Source organism: Eisenbergiella massiliensis (assembly GCF_003435485.1).
The window spans coordinates 1-20,046 of sequence record NZ_QVLV01000025.1 but is presented as its reverse complement, the minus strand read 5'-3'; the positions used below and the strand labels follow the sequence as shown (position 1 = coordinate 20,046).

Below are 20,046 nucleotides of genomic sequence, written 5' to 3'. Positions count from 1 at the left end.
GCAAAGCCGGTTTTAAATGATATCCATTACGTCCTTTACAGATTGCACGCCGATCAGCCGGATACCTTCGATTTTGGGCAGCTTGTCCAGACATACTTTGGGAAGCACACAGGTTTTGAAGCCCAGCTTTTTCGCCTCCGATACACGGATGGCAGCCTGGCTGACCGCCCTGACCTCGCCGCTCAGCCCTACCTCGCCGAAGGCAATCATCGTCTCCTCGATAGGCCGGTTGCGGAAGCTGGAAATCACAGCCATGACGATACCGAGATCGATGGCCGGCTCCTGTATTTTCATCCCGCCGGCTATATTTACATAGGCGTCGCAGCCGGATACCTGCAGACCCAGGCGCTTTTCCAGGACCGCCATAAGCAGGTTCACCCGGTTGAAATCCGTCCCCGCCGCCTGGCGTCTGGGAAATCCGAAATTGCTCTGGCAGACCAGCGCCTGAATCTCCACCAGAATGGGCCTGGTTCCCTCCAGAGAGCAGGAAACCACCGAACCGCTGGCCCCTTCCGGCTTACCGTTAAGCATGAACTCGGACGGATTTTTCACCTCGCACAGGCCTTCCTGACGCATCTCAAACACACCGATTTCGTTGGTGGATCCAAACCGGTTTTTGACGCCGCGCAGTATCCGGTAGGAGGCATGCCTGTCCCCTTCAAAATAGAGGACGGTATCCACCATATGCTCCAGCACACGGGGGCCTGCCACGGTTCCCTCCTTTGTCACATGTCCTACAATAAAAATGGAGATGCCATAGCCCTTTGCCAGCTTGAGGAAAACCCCCGTGGACTCCCTTACCTGGGAAACGCTTCCCGGCGCTGCGGAAACCTCCTCCTGGTACATGGTCTGGATGGAGTCTATAATCACGATTTCCGGCTTCTCCCTGGCAATCGCCTCTTCTATGTCCCCCAGGTTGGTTTCACACAAAAGCTGCAGGGAATCGCTGAAATTCCCGATTCTCTGCGCCCGCATTTTAATTTGCTGCAGGGACTCCTCCCCGGAAATATAAAGTACCTTTTTCTCCTTTTCGGACAGGAGCCGGCACATCTGCAGCAGCAGGGTGGATTTCCCGATTCCCGGATCTCCTCCCACAAGTACAAGGGAGCCGGCGACAATTCCGCCGCCCAGCACCCGGTCCAGCTCTCCGATTCCCGTCAGGATACGCTCTTCTTTTTCCATGGATATTTCCGCAAGAGTGGACGGCTTCTTCCCGCCGGAGGACAGTCCTGCCGTACGCTCCACGACAGCGCTCCTGGAAGCGGCCTTCCTCACCGGCTCCTCCACAAAGCTGTTCCAGGTATGGCAGCCCGGGCACTGCCCCATCCATTTGGACGACTCATAGCCGCATTCCTGACAATAAAACACAGTTCCTGATTTTGCTTTCGCCATATTTAAAAAAGGGGCGGAAAACCGCCCCTGCCCTCCTGATCTTTCATTGTTAAGCAGCGCTTATTTATGGATGTCTACCTTCACTTCTCCCGCGCCTGCAAGCTCTACGGAAAGACTCAGCTTGCCGCCCAGGTTCGTGCACATCCTTCCGGCATCCTCTCCATTAATCTGCACATCGTATTCCGTATCATCCTGCAGTCCGATGGTGAGCTGTGCGTCCTCATTGCCTTCTACCACAAAGCTCACGCCGTCCTCGCTCTCCGTGAACTCAAGAACACTGGTTCCCGGAACAGATTCATAGACAAACATGCCGTTTTTCTCCAGCTTGGTCATGGTCTGGTAGGTTTTCACCTTATACAGATCTCCTTCGTGGGAAAAATCCTCCAGCTTTGCTTTTTCAGCAAGGGTATGGTTCCCAAAGCTGATGCTGCCGTCTGCCTCTGCGCGGATTAATTCATTTACTACTGCCATTTTCTTTTGTCCTCCTTCATATGGTTCCTCTCGGGGTTAACTGTTTGAAACTGTATTCTTACCGTAACCATGAAACTGCTTCACAGTTACTTTTTTACCTGAAAGGTAATCTTTCCTTCCTTACACCCTACGGTTACATTATCTCCCGGCTGAATCCTTCTCGCAAGGATTTCTTCCGCCAGGGCGTCCTCAACCATATTCTGGATGGCCCTCTTCAGGGGACGCGCCCCCATTTTCAGGTCGGAATGCTTCTCAACGATATAATTCTTGGCCGCCGGCGTAATGGTCAGCGAAATATTCAGCTGCTTTTGGCATCTGTCGGTCAGATCCTTTGAAAGCAGGGTTATAATCTGCTTCATATTTTCCTTCGTCAGGGGATGGAAAACCATGATCTCATCGATCCGGTTGATAAATTCCGGCTTAAACAGCCTTTTTACCTCTTCCATGACGCCGGACTTCATTTTCTCATAATCCTTTTTTTCATCCGTATGGGCGGTAAAGCCCAGGTTCTTCGGAGCGATGATGCGCTGCGCCCCTGCATTGGAGGTCATGATAAGCACGGTATTCTTAAAGCTTACCTTCCGGCCCTTGGAATCCGTAATATGCCCGTCATCCAGCACCTGAAGCAGGATATTGAATACGTCCGGATGCGCTTTTTCCACTTCATCGAAAAGCACCACGGAATAAGGATTGCGCCGCACCTTCTCAGACAGCTGGCCGCCGTCGTCAAAGCCAACATATCCCGGAGGGGAACCGATCAGCTTGGAAACGGAATGTCCCTCCATATATTCTGACATATCGATCCGGATCAACGCATTTTCCGATCCGAACATAGCCTCTGCCAGCGCCTTGCTCAGCTCTGTTTTCCCAACGCCCGTAGGCCCCAGGAACAGGAAAGATCCGATGGGCCTTCTGGGATCCTGGAGTCCGACCCTGCCGCGGCGCATTGCGCGCGCTACGGCGCTTACGGCCTCATCCTGGCCGATAACACGCTTATGCAGTATGCTTTCCAGCTTCAGCAGCCGTTCGCTTTCCTTTTCCTCCAGCTTGCTCACCGGAATTTTGGTCCACATGGCCACCACGCCCGCAATGTCATTCTCGGTGACCTCCTGCCTTCTTAAGGCGTTCTTTTTCTCGATCCGCGCCTTCTTCTGGACCAGCTTTTTCAAGAGTTCATCCTGCTCCCGTTTCCAGACACCGGCCTGGGAAAAGGCTTCAATGCGGATGGCGCCTTCTATTTTCAAATCCAGCTCCCGGATCTCTTCGTTTAACTTCCTGATATCTTCCGGCGGCTCCATATGCTGCAGACGGACGGCTGAAGCCGCTTCGTCTATTAAATCAATCGCCTTATCAGGCAGACGCCTGTCGTTAATATATCTGCTGGAAAGCCTTACCGCCGCCTCAATAGCCTCGGGAAGGATCTTCACCTTATGGTGATCCTCATACCTGGGGGTCACTCCCTCCAGTATGCGCACTGCCTCTTCCTCTGTGGGTTCCTCCACATTTACCGGCTGGAATCTTCTTTCCAGGGCGGCATCCTTCTCAATATATTTACGGTATTCCGTAATTGTTGTGGCGCCGATCAGCTGGATTTCCCCTCTGGCAAGGGATGGCTTCAGAATATTGGAGGCGTCAATCGCCCCCTCCGCGCCGCCTGCGCCGATCAGGGTGTGCAGCTCATCCAGGAACAGCAGGATGTTCCCATCCTCCGTCACCTCTTTGATTACCTTCTTAATACGCTCCTCAAATTCGCCTCTGTACTTGCTTCCGGCAATCATGCCTGACAAATCCAGCATGAGGACCCGTTTGTTTTTCACTGTATCCGGCACCTCGCCGGCCACAATTTTGGAAGCAAGCCCTTCCACAATTGCCGTTTTACCAACGCCCGGTTCTCCTACCAGGCAGGGATTATTCTTCGTTCTCCTGCTGAGTATCTGGATAACCCGGCTGATTTCCTCTTCTCTTCCAATAACAGGATCCAGCCTGCCGTCTCTGGCCAGCGCGGTCATATCCCTGCTGTATTGCTCCAGTGTGGCGGTGCTTCCCTTCTTTTTCTGTTTCTTAATGAGTTCTTCCTTGTACTGCCCCGGCTCCAGCCCCATAGCTGCAAGGGTATCCATATACAGCTTCTGCGGCTGAAGGCCGCAGGTGTTCAGCAGCCTGACAGCTACGTTCTCCCCTTCCCTGAGCAGGGAAAGCAGGATGTGTTCCGTTCCGGTCAGCGCGGAATTAAAACGTGCCGCCTGCCTGTGGCTTTCTTCCAGTATCGCCATGGCACGGGGCGAATAACCGTCCCTTTCCTTTACCGGAGTTTCGGAAACAGGCGCAATCAGATCCTCGATCATTTCACGGATTTCCAGTTCATTGGCTCCGTTTTCAATCAGGACTCTGGCGGCCACACCGGTTCCCTCTTCCAGGAGTCCCAGCAGGATATGCTCAGTTCCCACATAATTCTGCTTTAACTTCCTGGCGGCCTTCTCAGCCAGCATAAGGGCCGCTCTGGCCTTATCTGTATACTGTGACTGCATTATTCCAGTCCTCCATATTCTTCATAGATTTCATCAATTAAAGCATGCACTTCTTCCCGGGAAATATTCTTGCAGCTTGCTTTGGCCAGCAAAACCCGCATATCCTCCCGGGTCTCCAGCATAGCCTGCTTCTTGCCTTCATCAACGGCAATCACCGCGCCTTTTCTTCTGTCTACCTTAACAAAGCCTTCCTGTTTTAATACGGTATATGCTTTATTCACGGTATGCATGTTAATTCCAATGGTGTCGGCAAGCTGCCTCACACTTGGGAGCACATCGCCTTCATGGAAGCGGTTTGTGGCTATTCCGAGAATTATCTGGTTTCTCAGCTGCATATATAAAGCTTCATCACTGTTAAAATCAATCTCTATAATCATTTCCAATCCGCATCGCTCTTCTTTCTGTTATTCATTTGTTATATTTATAGTATAACAGGGAGCACATCCTGTCAACCGCTTTTCGGTTTCCAGGCGCCGGGATATCCGTCCCGTTGTTTTGTCAGTGGAAATTTATTACAGAAACGGCTGTTTTTACGTAAACCGGCATTTGATTCAAAAAAGCCGCTGTAGTCCTACTTACTCAGCGGCTTTTTTAACATAAGGCTGGTCCGCGGAGCGTGGCAGCCGTTATTTATCCTCAGCCCTGCACCGGCCGGTTGTGTAATCCCCGGCGGTAAGGGCGCTGTACTGTTGCGGTTATTTTAATCGTAACTGTGAGAATACTGAACAGTTATTTTAAATCAAGGAATTCGAAGTCCAGATCATCGTCTTCATCCACATCGAGGAAATTACGGGGCTTATAATCCTGAGATTTCCTGCCCTTTCCTGAGGCTTTGGAGCTTCTTCTGGGAGGTTCCTCATAGGAGACTTCATCGGGGTACATATCTTCATCGTCCTCCTCGTCGTCATCCTCATCCTCTTCGTCATCCTCATATTCATAGCGGCTTCTTCTGCGGGAACCTCTGCCGCCGCGGGAGGCTTTGCTCATACCTCTCCTGCTTCTTCTGGGGACGTAGTCATCGTCATCTTCGTCGTCCTCATCATCCTCATCGTCTTCGTCCATGTCGTCATCGTCGTCGTCATCCATTTCATCATCGTCATCGTCAAATTCATCATAGCCGTCGTCATAGGTTCCCTTCAACTTGAAGATTAAAACGGTTACGGCAACAACGAGCAGGCCTACGATAACCGCAAGAATAATGATTATCATACGAAGGCTTCCCGTCTGCTTCTCCATTTCGGCAATATTGCTTTCATTGGTCTGGGCAGCTCCGAGAAGATCGGAAACCTTATATCTCGTACCATTGATGTTGTCGTTCAGATACCAGTCATTCGTTCCGGTTCCGTCATCCGCATAGCTGACGTCATAGTCATTGGTGGACGGCGCCGTATCGGAAGGAGTCTCCGCAGGCGTTTCCTCAGGCGGCTCCGCAGGTGCTGCTGGCTGCACGGTTTCCGCTATTTCCAGCGTATCCTCGCGTACATACCCGTTGATCGCCTTGCCGTCCTTTTCTCCGGTAATCTGATACCAGATCTTTCCTTCGCTTCCTGTGGTTTCCCCGGTTACATCCATAACATCACCGGAAGAAAGGCTTCCAACCACACTTGAATTGGTAGAGGCTTCGGAACGGACACGGGCGCTGGCGGCAATTATTTTGATTTTGGCTACCGTAGTGCCGTTTATGCCTTCCTCAGAATTTTCGTTTATAATTTCATTTAATTCTGCGTCGTCTCCTCCGGCATCTTCCGCACCCTCATTACCGCCTTCCGAATCACCGTTATTGACACTGCCCTGACTGCCCAGGCTATTGGTTGCATGTCCCGTCAGCGCTGTCTGTGCCGGCACTGCGGCGCAAAACAATATAGCTGTCAAAACTGCCGTAATCCGAAGCACTATACCTGTACTTTTCGTTTTTATCCTGTTCATTTCCTGACCCCTTTACCATTTGTGGTTTACGCCTCGTCAATAGCTTTGCCGATATCCGTACGCATATACTTATTGGCAAAGTCTACCCAGCCGGCGGCCTCATAGGCGTTGGCTCTCGCCGCCTTCAGGTCCTTGCCCGTTGCGGTGATGCCGAGAACCCTGCCGCCGTTAGTCACGATGTTCCCTTCATTGTCGAATCTGGTTCCGGCATGATAGCAGAAATAACCGTCGGCGTCTTTGAATTTCTCCAGGCTGCTTATCTTAAGGCCCTTTTCGTATTTTACCGGATAGCCCTGTGATGCCAGCACCACGCAGACCGCCGCATTGTCTTCAAACTGCAGCTCAATCTGATCCAGCGTGCCGTCAATGCACGCTTCCACTACATCTATGATATCGTTCTTCATACGCGGAAGCACAACCTGCGCTTCAGGATCCCCGAATCTTGCATTGTATTCCAGCACCCTGGGGCCTTTTTCCGTAAGCATCAGGCCGAAGAAAATAATTCCCTTAAATTCCCTTCCTTCCTCCGCCATAGCATCCACAGTGGGCTGATAGATATATTGTTTACAGAAATCATCAACTTCTTTCGTATAGAACGGAGAAGGAGAAAAAGTTCCCATGCCGCCCGTATTCAGGCCCTTGTCCCCGTCGCAGGCGCGTTTATGATCCTGTGCGGAGGTCATAATTTTGATATGCTTTCCGTCAACAAAGGAAAGTACGGAAACCTCGCGTCCGGTCATGTATTCCTCCACCACCATACGGTTGCCGGCGGAACCGAACTGCTTATCCGTCATAATGCTTTTCACGCCTTCCAGCGCTTCTTCCTTTGTATTGCAGATAAGCACCCCTTTGCCCAATGCCAGCCCGTCTGCCTTCAGCACGATAGGGAAGCTGGCCGTTTCCAGGTATTCCACTGCCTTCTGTGCATCATCAAAAGTTTCATAGGCTGCTGTGGGGATGTTGTATTTTTTCATTAAATCTTTGGAAAAAGCCTTGCTTCCTTCCAGAATCGCCGCATTTTTCCTGGGGCCGAACACACGCAGCCCCGCTGCCTCAAGGACATCCACAATGCCCGCAGCCAGAGGATCATCCGGCCCTACAATCACCAGATCCACTTCCTTTTCCTTTGCGAAGGAAGCGATTTTATCAAATTCATCCACGCCCAGGGGGACGCATTCAGCCACTTCGGCAATACCTGCATTTCCAGGCGCACAGTATATTTTATCTGCTTTCGGGCTTCTGGCCACGGCTGCCGCAATCGCATGCTCCCGTCCGCCGCCGCCTACAATCAGAATTTTCATTTGTATCTCACCTTTCCGTCTTCCACACTGATTCTGCCGTTGGCAATCATATCAATCGCCTGAGGCAGAAGCTGCCATTCGGCTTCCTCCATCACACGCTGCTGAAGCGTCTTCGGTGTATCGTCCTGGTGCACCTGAACGCTCTTCTGCAGGATTATCGGGCCGGTATCCGTTCCTTCATCCACAAAGTGAACGGTCGCCCCGGTCACCTTCACTCCCCTCGCCAATGCAGCTTCATGCACCTTCAGCCCATAGAAGCCCACGCCGCAGAACGACGGGATCAGGGAGGGATGGATATTGATTATACGGTTACGGTAGCTTTCTATCATGGCCGCCGGTATGGCAACCAGAAAGCCTGCAAGAACGATTAAATCCGGATGGTATTCATTGACCTTTTCCAGAAATGCCCGGTTAAAGGCCTCACGATCCGGAAAATCCTTCGGAGAGACGCAGACGGCATCAATTCCGTTCTGCTCCGCCCGGGTCAGCGCATATGCATTCTTATTGTTGCTGATGACACCTATAATTTCCGTATTGGTCAGGCTGCCGCTGCCAATGGCATCGATAACAGCCTGCAGATTGGTGCCTCCGCCGGATACACACACCAGAATTCTCAGCATAATACGACTCCCTTTTCCCCGGCTTCCACTTCACCGATAACATAAGGGGTCTCTCCTGCCTCACGGACAGCCGCCATAGCTGCTTCGACCTCTGACGGGTCCACTGCAAGCACCATGCCGATACCCATATTATATGTATTGTACATCATCTGCTCTTCAATATTTCCCTTATCAGCAAGCAGCCTGAAAATAGCAGGCACCTCATAGCTATCCTTCCTTACAACGGCACGGACGCCGTCGTCGGGAAGCATACGGGGAATATTCTCATAGAAGCCGCCGCCTGTAATATGGCTGCACGCTTTGATCTCAACCCCGGCATCCTTCACGGCCTTCAGAGCCTTCACATAGATCTTGGTGGGCGCAATCAGCGCTTCACCCAATGTTGTCCCCAGTTCCTCATAGTAGGTCTCCAGGGATTCCTTAGTCATTTCAAAAACCTTTCTCACCAGCGAAAAACCATTGCTGTGAACGCCGGAGCTGGCCATGCCAATCAGCACGTCTCCCGCCTTCAGCTGTTCGCCGGTAATCAGCTTCTTCTCATCAACGATGCCCACAGCGAATCCTGCAAGGTCGTATTCGTCCTCAGGATAAAAGCCGGGCATTTCCGCAGTCTCGCCGCCAATCAGGGCAGCACCCGCCTGCTTACAGCCATCCGCCACACCTTTAACGATAGTGGCGATTTTCTCAGGATAGTTCTTTCCGCATGCAATGTAGTCCAGGAAAAACAGCGGTTCGCCGCCCGCGCAGGCAATATCGTTCACACACATAGCCACGCAGTCAATACCAACCGTGTCATGCTTATCAAGAAGAAACGCAAGCTTCAGCTTCGTTCCCACGCCGTCCGTTCCGGAAACCAGTGTGGGCTTTTCCATTCCCTTAAAGCTGTCAAGGGAGAAAGCCCCGGAAAAACCGCCCAGGCCGCCCAGAACCTCCGGACGCATAGTTTCCTTCACATATTTTTTCATCAGTTCAACCGATTTATACCCTGCTTCAATATCTACACCAGCGTTCTTATAATCCATCGTATCCTCCATCGGGTACGGATCCAGTGCGCCCCGGCGCAACTGCCGTATTCCCTGTTTTATCTTTAATTTCTGTGACTGTCCTGTCTGCTGACAGCCATATGCAAAAATCCGGTCCGAACCGTTGCCGGCGGCAGTTTTTGCTTTCAGGTTCACCGCTTCTTACGCTTAACTCAGACCTGCGTGCCTGCAAAACAGCTTCTTAATATTACTTATTATAATTCCTGTAGCCTGTTTCCTGGAGATGCGCATCCTTTTTCTGAACGCTTTCCTTCAGCCCCTGGGAGTAATCCTTCAGTTTCTGAAGCAGAGCCGCATCTGAAGTAGCAAGAATCTTAGCCGCCAGAAGCCCTGCGTTCGCGCCGCCGTTGATAGCGACCGTAGCAACCGGAATGCCGCTAGGCATCTGTACGATAGAATAAAGGGAATCCCTGCCGCCCAGAGAGGTTGTATGCATGGGAATACCAATTACCGGCATCGGGAAAATTGCGGCACACATACCAGGAAGATGTGCAGCCATACCCGCTCCTGCTATAATCACCTTAAATCCCCTGTCTTCCGCAGACTTCGCATATTCAAAAAAAACATCCGGCTCCCTGTGGGCGGAAATGATCTTCATTTCATAAGAAATCCCCAGTTCCTCCAGAATATCAGCTGCCTTTGCCATTACAGGCATATCGGAATCGCTTCCCATTACAATACCAACCTGTGCCATTGGTTATCCTCCTTCATCCTATGAGCCCGTCCAACCGCCCCCGCCGGGCCCAAAGCCCCTCACTTCGGCAAAAGACAGTCAAAAACAAGCCAGTAATATTTCAACCTACAGTGTACTAAACTTTTTCCCGATATGCAACATCAACCAAACCGAATTAATAAAAAATTCAACTTTTCACAACCAAACTATATTTTTTTTCAGGGGAATGGATTATAATGTTGTTACCAACGAGCAGCGCCCTGAACAGGGAAAAGCTGAATGGAGAACAGCTTCAGCTGCTCTCCAGGCAGTTTTTCCCTGTTCAGGGTTGGGGCGACTGCCCCAAGCCGGGAAGCCCCGGGCTTCCCGGCCCAAGCTGCGGCCCCCCGGTGCCAGGCTGTGCCCTTGCCCTTAAGCCCTTACCCCAAGCTACGCTGCCCCTCCATTCCTTTCAGCCATGCGCACCACCACACCAATCCACCCCCAGGGAGTTGATACACCACCCATGTGCCAAATACAATACGACATAACCTACGAGGACCTGAACCCCACGTTCCTCTTCACCTGCCAGATATCCAGGAAAGAACCGGAACGCCTTCACAGCCACGACTTCATAGAAATAGCCCTGATCCTGTCCGGTGAGGGCCATTTTGTGCTGGGCGGAAAATGGTATCCGGTTAAAAAAGGCGATGTACTCCTCATTAATCCGGGCATCCAGCACCAATGCACCTATTCCTCAGCAGAAGCCCCTCTGGAGGAATTTTACGTAGCCTTTACGGACATACACATCCGGGACATGGAACGCAACCAGATCCTCTTCCCCGGCCACGAATGCCTCATCCGCCCCGGCGAGAAGACCTTCGTCACACTGTCGCGCCTCTGCTCCCTCATCAAGACGGAAAGCACCAGCTGCCAGCCGGGACGCTACTTCATGCTCAAGGCCTACGTCACCCAGATGATCCTCCTGCTCTACCGCGAACAGGTAGTAGCGCCGGTCACAATAGAAGAAGGCTATGAATTTGAATCCACCAACAAAAAATACGTGGTAGAGCAAATCATAGACTACCTGGACTGCCACTACAATGAAAAAATATCCCTGGATCAGATCGCCAGGAATATGTACCTGAGCCCTTTTTACATATCCAAAATTTTCAAAAGCGAAACCGGCGACACCCCTATCAACCACCTGATCAAAATCAGGATGGAAAAGGCCCGGCTTCTGCTTGACAAGCAGAAGGATGCCAGCATACAGGACATTGCCCTGTGCGTGGGATATGACGACGCCTACCACTTCAGTAAGCTGTTCAAGAAACATTTTGGGGAATCACCTTCTAAATATAGGAAGAAACAGGAATAGTTAAAAATGCCGTCGAAATTCTGCTAACAGTTCAGCCTTCGGCCGAACTGTTACTGCATCCGCCCATGATAAGTCGCCTTCGGCGAGAGGCGGATGCCTGCTGCCACCACGTTTTCTCTCGGTTTGCGCAGTGAATGCACAAACCTGCCTGAACCGTTACAAATTCTGTCAACTGTTCTGCAAACCATCTTGACAACAGGAAAACCGTCACGGTATAATAATGGACGTGACAGCATAGCTTATGCTGCAAGCTGCGGTTATGGCGGAATTGGCAGACGCGCCAGATTTAGGTTCTGGTGGGAGACCGTGCAGGTTCAAGTCCTGTTAGCCGCATCAGATAATGATAATCCGAACCCGGTTCCAATTGGGGATGGCTTCGGATTTTTAGTATATCTTAAGTGCTAAAGCAAAAACGGCGGTATCGTGAGTGATACCGCCGTTGCTGTTTCAGTTCTGCCAGCACCTCCGGCGGGATACGGTCAATAAGGAAGTCTGCCGCCCGCCGAAGGATAAAGGCGTACAGCAGCTTCGCTTCGTTGCTCAAAGGCTGGAATGTAGGTGTTTCAAAGAGAAAATTCGGGAGCAGGGTAAAGCGGAATACCTTTTCCTGCTGATGAATATAAATGGTGTTTGTCATAGTGTATTTTGCGGACGGTTAGAAGCCCGTTCTCCGGAGGAGTTGGTACTTGATACCACCAGCCCCGGTTGTGGGTTTGTAAAGCCCGATAAATCAAGTTTTTTCCTGCCTAACAGTCCACAGCAGACCTCCTTTTCCGTTCACTTTCTGAATGGAATTGTGGACGCTGTGAGTTCAACGATTATGAAGCAGCACACCCCCGGCTTGACCGACCCGCAGTTAATGCAGTAAATTACCGTCCATAGACGAGGACAGCTTTTGCCGCTATGTGATACAGCAGGACATAAACGAGATTGCCTTTGACCTGCGAGAAGCCCACAGGAACAATTTTTTCAGAGTTCCAGAGGACAACCCGCTGAAAGGATTTTTACCGTCTGTTGATGAAGCCGCCAGTGAGGACAGCGACCCAGAGCAAGCATCTTTGGCGTTTATATGTAAACGGCTCAAGCTGAATTACAGGAAGCTGTCAGCAGAAGAAAGGAAGTTGCTGAAAAAGATTGCAGAGAAATCAGACTTGCTGAAAAATCCAACCCCACAACGAGGGACGAAGTAAAATGAGGAGGTTTTATGGTGAAACGGATATGGGCATTGTTACTGTGTGTGGTAATGAGTATTTCGTTGAGTGCCTGTGCAGAAAATAACTTAGACCGAATGTATATTGAAGAAGCACAGTTGACAGAAGAAGAAAAAAATATTGCCGAACTATTGGGATTAAATCAAGAATACCGTCTGTATGATTTTTCCATGGATGATATTGTGAAAAGTATGCAAATAAACATCTATGAATTAATTGATGGAGAATGGCATATAATCGCAGGTGGTGGTGGGCAAGCATTCGAGGATTCGGAAGGACGGCTTGCTCTCGGCTTTGATAATGTCGCAGACGGATTGAGAATTGCCGTACAAAGCGAACATAATAGTGGTTCGACATCATATTTCAAAGAAAGCAAGAATGATATTACTGGTATGGGCTATGCTACTTCTACTTTGAGCGATAAACAGAAAATTGTTTACGACCAAGAAATTCCGTTAGTGATACAGATAATAACTTCTAAAAACGAAGTACATTCCTATGTAGTTGATTATTTTTTCCAACCAGAGGAATACGAAAAATATGATTACGAATATGTATATGCTATCACTGTCCTTTTTAGCCAAAAACCAGTGAGTGAATTAGCAAACTAACTTCTAAGATTATGAAACATAAATGCGCCGCCGTTGACAGTCCTGCCGCCTTTGCAGACGGGTAATCAAGGCGGGAAAGCCCTAAAATGACTTCCCGCCCATTTTAATTTTTACAGGAGTGTGTCTACAAGTTAGGGACATTTTGTCCCAAAGTTCGGCGTGAGACGAGGAATGGGGGCTTTCATATACGCTCTGTCTGCTGATAAAACCAGCCCTGCACTTGCGGCCCACACCACGCAATCACAGCCCTGTTTTCTTGCCGCTTCAATCCCTTTGCCCTCCCCGGCGGCAACATCATTTTACAGCAACGCCGACAGAGCGTATAACACACTACACTTTGCAAGGGCCGGTCTTGCGGAGGTTGAGGGTTCGGATTTATCTGTACTCGGTGCATTATTAAAAAGCTCAGTATTTACAGGGATTAATGTAAATACTGAGCTTTTCTTATTTTAAAGAATAATAACTTTACTAACTTTTTCACCGTCGTCCCCATGTTGAAACAGCCTGTATGGAGCTGTATCTTCCGCCGGTGGACTTCACCTTGCCGGAGACACTCAGCCGGTCATATATCTCATCAATGACCTGAGGGGCCAGGAATTTTCTGGCGCTGCGCACCATACCGTAGATGGTATAGGATAATTGACGGGCAAGAATAATTTTAGACGTGTTATCGGAAAGTCCCGCGTTTTCAAGTTCACAGGAATTTCCGAAGACTGCCAGGGAAAAATAAGGCAGCCACTTCATGTCGGGAAGCTCCTTCTGAAGGCGGGCGATGCAGGCCTCATTTTTCAGAAGAGGGTTGTAGAAATAGTTTTTATAAGAGGTCAGCTGACTGGCGCAGAGGGTCTGAACCCAGTACTCTTCCTCCGGATTACCGGAGATCCAGCCCTGGTAATCCTTGGCTTCCACAACGTATATGCCTGTCTCGTGTATCATGATAATATCCGCGGCAAAAGCCTCTGCGTTCTCCATGTAACGCCAGTTCACAAGAATTTTCTTGTAACCGCCCACATCCCTTAGTATGCGGAGGACCTCCCCGCTGCATTTACGTTCTCCGCCATAGGTGACATCATAATAAGAGCTGTGCGACAGTTTGTTTCTGTCCAGCTTATTGTAAAGGTGATTTCTGTATAGGTAGCTTAAAACCAAAATCAGGCAAAGCACTGACAGCATTCAATCCTCCTGGTTGTTTACGGGTACCGCCCCGGTTGTTTTACAGGTATCCGCCGGCGCCTCAAAAAGCAATGCTTATGAAGGATACCAGGCATTCTGCAAAAGCACCGATGTTACATAATTCGCCATTTTTGTCGAACCTTCTTTATTTGGGTGGGTTCCGTCGCTGGTATAATGGTTCAGCTCGTAAACCTCCATACCGCAATTGTGCACATCTATCACAGGAATACCATAAGCCGCGGCAATTGCCTTAATCCGGCTGTTGAAGTCGGCAATGGTATTTCCTTTTTCATTTACCCTGGGATGATCCCCTGAATTGGCCTCTGTAAGCGTCATACAATAAATCCGGGAGGCCGGGTAGGTGCGAAGGAGCTTCTGAAGCATAAGCTCATAGGCCTCCGAAAAATTAACGTAATATTTCTCACCGCGTCCTGTGGGAACTCCGTCAAATTTACCCAGTTCCATCGCCCGGAAGAAATCGTTTGCTCCCATATAAACAAGAATGATATCCGGCGAGGTTCCATAAGGTCCTTTCAGGTCATTGATTCTGCGGTCGCTGCAGCCGGCGCTGGAATGCTCATCCTTGGAATCCCCGCAAACCGTGCTTGCGGAATAGGAACCGTTTGCAGCAAGGCGCATCCCTGTATTGTAAAGCACCTGCATCCACCAGGTCTGTGTCACATCCTTCACATCATTATTCGCCTCAGGGTAAAAGCATGCATAGCCATCGGGAATATATCCCTGATAGGTAGAAATGCTGTCTCCCAGGACGGATACGCTCAGCCCCTTCAGCGGTGTCTGCGCAGGTGAGGATAACAAGCCTGCGGCAATCAGCCTTCCATTGGATACCGTACCAGCCTGGGCCTGCTGGGCCAGCATAGTATCCGCCTGCTCCTGCAGCTGTCTGGCAGCTGCCTGCACTTCCTCCTGTGTCTTTGCAGCCTGCGCGGCGGCTTCTTCCTGTAGCTTTGCAGCCTGTGCGGCGGCTTCCTCCTGTGCCTTTGCAGCCTGTGCTGCCGCTTCTGCCTGTGCTTTCTGTATCTGTGCCGCGGCTTCCTCCTGCAGCTTCTGCCACTGGGCCGCCGTTTCTTCCTGGAGCTTCCGTGCTGCTTCCTGAGCCGCCGCTTCCGCCTGTGCGGCCTCTACGGCCTCCCTGGCCTGCTGCTCTGAAAGAGCCTGCTGGTAAGCGGCAAGCTGAGCCGCATATTCTTCCTGCGCCCGGCGATAAGCCTCGGCCTGTGAAGCTGCTGCCTCCTGCTGCCCCGCTGCGGCCTGCTGCTCTGCCGATACCTGCGGCACCTGGGCAGATGCCGTTAAGTTTGCTAAGTTTGATGTGAACAGGCAGCTGACACTGAGCGCCGCTGCCAGAAACGTAAATTTTGTCTTTTTTCTCATTGCAAATCCACTGGAAAATATCGACCCCCGATATTCCCATCCTCCTTGTTTTGCGGAGCAAAATGTGAGCTCTCTGCGAGCAGAGGATTTTCCTCCTTGTTTTGCGGAGCAAAATGCGAGCCCTCTGCGGGCAGAGGATTTTCCTCCTTATTCTGACTGTCTGTTGATGTCCGGCTCCTTTTTCTGTTACAACTGCATGTATTCGCAGTCATATGGCGCCCTGTCTGAATTTGCACCTATTATATCAGTATTTTCTCCTTGTGTGAACCGTCAATTTTACCGAAAGCAAAAAGCGGGATCCCCAGCCTGCTATACCGGCTTAAGATCCCCTCCTTCTGTCATTATTTCTTTTTTACAGGAAACCACAGTTCGATGTAACCATATTCTGCCGTGCCGCATTTTCCTTAATGACAGATGACAACAGGACACAGGCGGATTATAATCAATCTCAGACACAGTCCAAATGCCGGTACCCGCAATAAGGGCAGTCCCTAAATTACCGGAAATTTTCCGAACTTTAAGATGAAAGGCGGTTATTATGTGGTTCTGGATATTCATGTTCCTCTGCAATTTACTGATTCCTCTGTTTATGGCTGGCTTCGGCCGGGTTATGCTGAAGCATCCGCCTAAGGAAATCAACAATTTCTTCGGATATCGCACTGCAATGTCCCGGAAGAACAGGGACACCTGGGATTTTGCCCATGCACTGTGCGGAAAAATATGGTGGAAAGCAGGATGGCTCCTGCTGGTTCCCTCCATTTTCATTCAGCTTCCTTTTATGCACAGTGATGAGGACACAGTCAGCCTTGTCAGCCTGCTTTTATGTATCGTTCAGTGTGCTGTGCTGATCGGTTCCATTTACCCGGTTGAACGGGCATTAAAGAAAACCTTTCACCCGGACGGAACGAGAAAACAGGGGTAGCAATACCGGCTTCCTGCTGTTCAGCGGATTTCTTCCGTATTTATCATCAGGCTCTCGATCTGCCCGGCGGCGATTACCGGCGCGGCATCCACATTTTTATGGCAGTTAATCCAGAGCGTTTCCAGGTTGGGAAGCCCGGCAAATACGGAGATATCTTTGATACCTGGCAGGATAATCATAACCGAACGCAGGCTGTCCATCCCCTGGAATACGCTGATATCCTTAATTTCCGGGTAAGACTCGCCCCACATCATCAGTTCCTCCAGCTGCGGCATCCCGTTAAGGAAATCCAGATTAGAAAGCTTTGGCGATACCATAAGGTTCAGGTATTTTAATTTTTTCAGCCCGGACAGCGGGGAAACATCGGTAAAATCCCGCACTTCAAAGGTGAGGGACACCAGATTGCCAAACTCCTGCAAATCCTCAAGGGTACGGATAGTCAGCCCGCCCGAAGGGATTTCCATCATCCGGTCTCCCATTCCAATCCGGTAAAAATCTCCCAGCCAGCCCACTACATAAAAGGACTCATAACGGTCCAAATCACTGGACATCACCGGACCGCTATCTTTTTCCAGAAGGGCGCGGACAATCGTCTCAATCCCCTTATCCTTCCATTTGATTTCATAATCCGACGCGCTTCTTTCCAATGACGGGAAATGCGGCGCCTCTGCGTCCATATAATATGCAACTATGGCAAAGGGATTATGCAGATATGGGTAAGGCCAGTTTTCCTGCCCCATTCCCTGCGCTTTTACTCCTTCCCTCTGCCCTGCCTTCCCCAGCTCGCGGAAGGATCGCGCGGCTCCCACGGTGATTTCCCGGCAGTCTGCGGCGGAATAGGGATTGACGCCGATGAATTCCGCCATATAATTATCACCGAAGCAGTAGCAGACCGTGACATACCAGCTGCCATCCACCTGGCTTCCGGCAAATTCCACCACATAAATCGTGCTCTCCCCATTTCCCTGCTTCGTATAAAAATCTATGGCTTCCAGATTATTTCCAAGCACCGCTTCTGCGGATTGTTCCAGGGCTTTCTTCGTATCCTCCCAATTCTGGGTAAAGGTGCTCTTTTCCGGCACCGTCGGCCGCACATCCACAAGAAGCACCGCATCGGAATTGGAAAACCAGATTCCCCAGGGTATACTGTCAGGCCCCGGGCCTGTGGTCCATTGCCCGGAAACATTGAAGCCGTAGGCTTCCGTCTGCATAATATCAAAGCCGGTCTGTGCCGGGCGGGCAATTGGTTCCTCCACAAGCATTACCGGCAGAAGCGCAGCACGCTCCGCAGCGCCTCGGGGCCGTGGCAGGCAGGCCGCCTGTGCGGGCCTTTTCCCCTGTTCCGGTAAAAGAGAGGACTGGGGAAAAGCATTATTCATTCCCGTCAGAGACATCACCATCCCCATAATCAGCGCCGTTAATTTTATCAGCAGCATACTGTGCCCTCCCTTCTGTCCTTGTTCCCAGGCCGACCTGTTAAATACACAGGCTTAAATACACTGGCTTGCTTCAAATCAGCGGTTAATTAATATATTGATCTACAAGAAGCTGCCCGATAGGGCCGTTGCTCCCCACAATACTTCCTTTTTCCCAGGGGACAGGCTTTTCTCCCTGAAAACCGGTCACCGTGCCGCCTGCTTCTTCAATGAGCAGAAGCCCCGCCGCATAATCCCAGGGTTTCAGGTTCATTTCAAAAAAAGCGTCCAGCCGGCCGCAGGCAACATAGGCAAGCTCGATGGCTGCGGAGCCTATCCGCCGGATATCCTGACAGTCCAGGAACACCTTTTTAAATATTTCAAAATTCCGATCCGCATATTCATGCTCATAGGGCGTGGTTCCGATGGATATCAGGCTGTCAGCCATTGTTTCCGCACGGCTTACATGGATGGGCTCTCCGTTCAGGAAAGCGCCTTCCCCCTTCACTGCCGTAAAAACCTCATCGGAAAAGGGCTGGTAAATCACGCCGCATACCATTTCTCCCCGGCTGCACATCCCCAGAGATACGGCGCTGTTTCTGAAATCATGAATCAGGTTCGTCGTCCCGTCCACCGGATCCAGAATCCATATATCCGCGTTAAAATCTATCTCACTGTTATCCTTTTCTTCACCCATAAACTGTATCCGGGGCCATTCCTTATGCAGCTGCTCCCTCAGGTATTCCTGAACCCGGAAATCCACCTGGGTCACATAATCCGATACGCCCTTTACGGTTACCTGTGAAACCGCCTGCTTATCCGTAAGCAGCCCTTTTGTCCCTTTCACCAGGGCAACCAGCTTATTCATATCAATTTTCATGGCATTTCATCCTCCTGTACCTTCAGCATAGCACAAAGCCACAGGATAAGGAACTGCCAACAGCAATAAATTAACTTCTTGAAATTAACTATTCAATTCAGCCCGCACAGGCTTTAGTAATAAGCATTTGCGGGCTGAATTGTCATGCTGATGATGGGCAGCTGCCAGGTGATATCCTGCGGCTTTATCTATACTTCGTTTTGTACTTCAGGCTATTTATCCGTTGTTTTTTCTGCGGCTCACATAACAGGCAATCGCTTTCGACATCTGCTCCGCCGTTCCTTCTCCGAAACGGTCGATGTTCTCCGTAAAACGTTCGTCGGCTGTGTACATCTGTCCAAGGCCCTCCAGAATCTCATCCGTACAGGTATAATATCTGGCGCTGATAAAATCCTGCCATTTTGCCACCAGTGCCTGCACCTCCTCAGACTCCGGCGCAAGCTCCCTGCTCTGCGCAAAAGCCTGCATGATGGAATCGCTTTCCTTCATCACTGCCTCCCATTCCCCGTTGCTGTAGCCGTCCGTGCGTTTTTTACTCTCCTGCCAGGCCTGGGTATGGCCCCAGCGTTCTTTGGCTTCCTCTGCATATTTTTCCTTGCAGCGTTCAATTTCGCTACTGTCAAATTCCTGAAAACTCATCTCTTTTTCTCCTTCCATTCTTCGTTCCGTCAGGGCAATCAGACGTTCCAGCCGCTCCTTCTTTTTTTTCAGGAGTTCATGCTGCGCCCTTAATGCCTCATTTCTGTCAAAGGAAGGGGAATCCAGCATTTCCTTAATCTGTGACAACGGAAAATCCAGTTCACGGAAAAACAGGATCTGGGAAAGCCGTTCCATATCCTTTTCCCCGTACAGGCGGTAGCCCGCATCCGTTACCGTTTCCGGCCGCAGAAGGCCGATCTGGTCATAATAATGAAGCGTCCTTATAGTCACTCCCGTCATTTTCGCTGCCTCGTTGATTTTCATCTGCATTCCTTTATCCATCCTTTTCTTCATTCATTGGGGACCGGTTCCGTTCTGAATGAGTTCAGTGTAATCTATGACGCAGCGTCAAAGTCAAATGTTTTTTTTGATTTCTGCCTAAAATGTTATAGTTAATTCGTGATTCACCATTTAAATTCGTGCTTGACG

At 50.4% G+C, this 20,046-nt stretch carries 17 protein-coding genes, 1 tRNA gene and 2 pseudogenes; 5 read left to right on the top strand and 15 right to left on the bottom strand.

Translation table 11 applies throughout. From position 1 onward, the window contains the following. Positions 1 to 12 precede the first annotated feature (12 nt). The 9 genes from radA to purE form a co-directional block, all read right to left on the bottom strand. Positions 13 to 1,392 carry a DNA repair protein RadA gene (gene radA / locus DXC51_RS24085; RefSeq protein WP_117531184.1) on the bottom strand — a complete coding sequence of 460 codons (1,380 nt, stop codon included), beginning with the start codon at positions 1,390 to 1,392 and terminating at the stop codon, positions 13 to 15. A 60-nt stretch (positions 1,393 to 1,452) separates the two neighbouring features. After that, positions 1,453 to 1,863, bottom strand: a complete 411-nt coding sequence (locus DXC51_RS24080; RefSeq protein ID WP_021636995.1) for a hypothetical protein — start codon at positions 1,861 to 1,863, stop codon at positions 1,453 to 1,455. Between the two features lie 86 nt (positions 1,864 to 1,949). Beyond that, positions 1,950 to 4,391 (bottom strand): ATP-dependent Clp protease ATP-binding subunit, encoded by a 2,442-nt coding sequence (locus tag DXC51_RS24075; protein WP_117545558.1) that lies wholly within the window; start codon positions 4,389 to 4,391, stop codon positions 1,950 to 1,952. Then, entirely contained in the window at positions 4,391 to 4,768 is a 378-nt protein-coding gene (locus tag DXC51_RS24070; RefSeq protein ID WP_021636993.1) for a GntR family transcriptional regulator, read from the bottom strand. Before DXC51_RS24070 ends, DXC51_RS24075 begins: the two co-directional genes overlap by 1 nt. 352 nt (positions 4,769 to 5,120) lie before the next feature. Continuing rightward, on the bottom strand, positions 5,121 to 6,317 hold the full coding sequence (locus tag DXC51_RS29685; protein WP_181970184.1) for an SH3 domain-containing protein: 1,197 nt from the start codon (positions 6,315 to 6,317) through the stop codon (positions 5,121 to 5,123). Between the two features lie 26 nt (positions 6,318 to 6,343). Continuing rightward, a complete protein-coding gene (gene purD, locus DXC51_RS24055) occupies positions 6,344 to 7,618 on the bottom strand; it encodes a phosphoribosylamine--glycine ligase (protein WP_117531188.1) in 1,275 nt (424 codons plus the stop codon). Beyond that, positions 7,615 to 8,238, bottom strand: a complete 624-nt coding sequence (purN, locus tag DXC51_RS24050) for a phosphoribosylglycinamide formyltransferase (RefSeq protein WP_021636990.1) — start codon at positions 8,236 to 8,238, stop codon at positions 7,615 to 7,617. The genes purD and purN overlap by 4 nt, the downstream gene beginning before the upstream one ends. Continuing rightward, entirely contained in the window at positions 8,232 to 9,260 is a 1,029-nt protein-coding gene (gene purM, locus DXC51_RS24045) for a phosphoribosylformylglycinamidine cyclo-ligase (RefSeq protein WP_117531233.1), read from the bottom strand. The genes purN and purM overlap by 7 nt, the downstream gene beginning before the upstream one ends. A 208-nt stretch (positions 9,261 to 9,468) precedes the next feature. Beyond that, positions 9,469 to 9,975, bottom strand: a complete 507-nt coding sequence (gene purE, locus DXC51_RS24040) for a 5-(carboxyamino)imidazole ribonucleotide mutase (protein WP_021636988.1) — start codon at positions 9,973 to 9,975, stop codon at positions 9,469 to 9,471. 484 nt (positions 9,976 to 10,459) lie between these two features. Here purE and DXC51_RS24035 point away from each other — a divergent pair, with 484 nt between their 5' ends. Together DXC51_RS24035 and DXC51_RS24030 are read left to right on the top strand one after the other, a co-directional pair. Continuing rightward, positions 10,460 to 11,311, top strand: a complete 852-nt coding sequence (locus tag DXC51_RS24035) for an AraC family transcriptional regulator (RefSeq protein WP_021636986.1) — start codon at positions 10,460 to 10,462, stop codon at positions 11,309 to 11,311. A 253-nt stretch (positions 11,312 to 11,564) separates the two neighbouring features. Next, positions 11,565 to 11,644: transfer RNA gene (locus DXC51_RS24030), tRNA-Leu, on the top strand. Positions 11,645 to 11,810: 166 nt separating this feature from the next. Here DXC51_RS24030 and DXC51_RS30140 read toward each other — a convergent pair. Beyond that, positions 11,811 to 11,948: pseudogene (locus tag DXC51_RS30140) on the bottom strand (replication initiator protein A); the annotation flags it as partial. 138 nt (positions 11,949 to 12,086) lie between these two features. Here DXC51_RS30140 and DXC51_RS24020 point away from each other — a divergent pair. Further along, a pseudogene (locus DXC51_RS24020) lies at positions 12,087 to 12,501 on the top strand (helix-turn-helix domain-containing protein); the annotation flags it as partial. A gap of 14 nt (positions 12,502 to 12,515) precedes the next feature. Continuing rightward, complete coding sequence (locus DXC51_RS24015; RefSeq protein WP_117531192.1) at positions 12,516 to 13,133, top strand: hypothetical protein; 618 nt, start codon at positions 12,516 to 12,518, stop codon at positions 13,131 to 13,133. Positions 13,134 to 13,610: 477 nt separating this feature from the next. Here the strand turns inward: DXC51_RS24015 and DXC51_RS24005 are convergent, their stop codons facing one another. After that, positions 13,611 to 14,306, bottom strand: coding sequence for a nuclease-related domain-containing protein (locus DXC51_RS24005; RefSeq protein WP_117531195.1), 696 nt, complete (start codon positions 14,304 to 14,306; stop codon positions 13,611 to 13,613). A 75-nt stretch (positions 14,307 to 14,381) separates the two neighbouring features. Further along, on the bottom strand, positions 14,382 to 15,701 hold the full coding sequence (locus DXC51_RS24000; protein WP_117531197.1) for an SGNH/GDSL hydrolase family protein: 1,320 nt from the start codon (positions 15,699 to 15,701) through the stop codon (positions 14,382 to 14,384). A gap of 538 nt (positions 15,702 to 16,239) precedes the next feature. Here DXC51_RS24000 and DXC51_RS23990 point away from each other — a divergent pair. Next, positions 16,240 to 16,623 (top strand): SdpI family protein, encoded by a 384-nt coding sequence (locus DXC51_RS23990; RefSeq protein ID WP_117531201.1) that lies wholly within the window; start codon positions 16,240 to 16,242, stop codon positions 16,621 to 16,623. 20 nt (positions 16,624 to 16,643) lie between these two features. On the opposite strand, the gene DXC51_RS23985 is transcribed toward DXC51_RS23990, so the two are convergent. From DXC51_RS23985 to DXC51_RS23975, 3 genes are all read right to left on the bottom strand, one after another. Next, positions 16,644 to 18,059 (bottom strand): leucine-rich repeat domain-containing protein, encoded by a 1,416-nt coding sequence (locus DXC51_RS23985; RefSeq protein WP_117531203.1) that lies wholly within the window; start codon positions 18,057 to 18,059, stop codon positions 16,644 to 16,646. A gap of 85 nt (positions 18,060 to 18,144) precedes the next feature. Beyond that, positions 18,145 to 18,918, bottom strand: coding sequence for an inositol monophosphatase family protein (locus tag DXC51_RS23980; protein WP_117531205.1), 774 nt, complete (start codon positions 18,916 to 18,918; stop codon positions 18,145 to 18,147). A gap of 216 nt (positions 18,919 to 19,134) precedes the next feature. Next, complete coding sequence (locus DXC51_RS23975; RefSeq protein WP_243003263.1) at positions 19,135 to 19,899, bottom strand: MerR family transcriptional regulator; 765 nt, start codon at positions 19,897 to 19,899, stop codon at positions 19,135 to 19,137. Between the last annotated feature and the right edge of the window lie 147 nt (positions 19,900 to 20,046).

Bases quoted from the DNA above. Each gene is read 5' to 3' on its own strand.
- radA (WP_117531184.1), bottom strand. From the start codon at position 1,392: ATGGCGAAAGCAAAATCAGGAACTGTGTTTTATTGTCAGGAATGCGGC.
- DXC51_RS24080 (WP_021636995.1), bottom strand. From the start codon at position 1,863: ATGGCAGTAGTAAATGAATTAATCCGCGCAGAGGCAGACGGCAGCATC.
- DXC51_RS24075 (WP_117545558.1), bottom strand. From the start codon at position 4,391: ATGCAGTCACAGTATACAGATAAGGCCAGAGCGGCCCTTATGCTGGCT.
- DXC51_RS24070 (WP_021636993.1), bottom strand. From the start codon at position 4,768: ATGATTATAGAGATTGATTTTAACAGTGATGAAGCTTTATATATGCAG.
- DXC51_RS29685 (WP_181970184.1), bottom strand. From the start codon at position 6,317: ATGAACAGGATAAAAACGAAAAGTACAGGTATAGTGCTTCGGATTACG.
- purD (WP_117531188.1), bottom strand. From the start codon at position 7,618: ATGAAAATTCTGATTGTAGGCGGCGGCGGACGGGAGCATGCGATTGCG.
- purN (WP_021636990.1), bottom strand. From the start codon at position 8,238: ATGCTGAGAATTCTGGTGTGTGTATCCGGCGGAGGCACCAATCTGCAG.
- purM (WP_117531233.1), bottom strand. From the start codon at position 9,260: ATGGATTATAAGAACGCTGGTGTAGATATTGAAGCAGGGTATAAATCG.
- purE (WP_021636988.1), bottom strand. From the start codon at position 9,975: ATGGCACAGGTTGGTATTGTAATGGGAAGCGATTCCGATATGCCTGTA.
- DXC51_RS24035 (WP_021636986.1), top strand. From the start codon at position 10,460: ATGTGCCAAATACAATACGACATAACCTACGAGGACCTGAACCCCACG.
- DXC51_RS24015 (WP_117531192.1), top strand. From the start codon at position 12,516: ATGGTGAAACGGATATGGGCATTGTTACTGTGTGTGGTAATGAGTATT.
- DXC51_RS24005 (WP_117531195.1), bottom strand. From the start codon at position 14,306: ATGCTGTCAGTGCTTTGCCTGATTTTGGTTTTAAGCTACCTATACAGA.
- DXC51_RS24000 (WP_117531197.1), bottom strand. From the start codon at position 15,701: ATGAGAAAAAAGACAAAATTTACGTTTCTGGCAGCGGCGCTCAGTGTC.
- DXC51_RS23990 (WP_117531201.1), top strand. From the start codon at position 16,240: ATGTGGTTCTGGATATTCATGTTCCTCTGCAATTTACTGATTCCTCTG.
- DXC51_RS23985 (WP_117531203.1), bottom strand. From the start codon at position 18,059: ATGCTGCTGATAAAATTAACGGCGCTGATTATGGGGATGGTGATGTCT.
- DXC51_RS23980 (WP_117531205.1), bottom strand. From the start codon at position 18,918: ATGAAAATTGATATGAATAAGCTGGTTGCCCTGGTGAAAGGGACAAAA.
- DXC51_RS23975 (WP_243003263.1), bottom strand. From the start codon at position 19,899: ATGGATAAAGGAATGCAGATGAAAATCAACGAGGCAGCGAAAATGACG.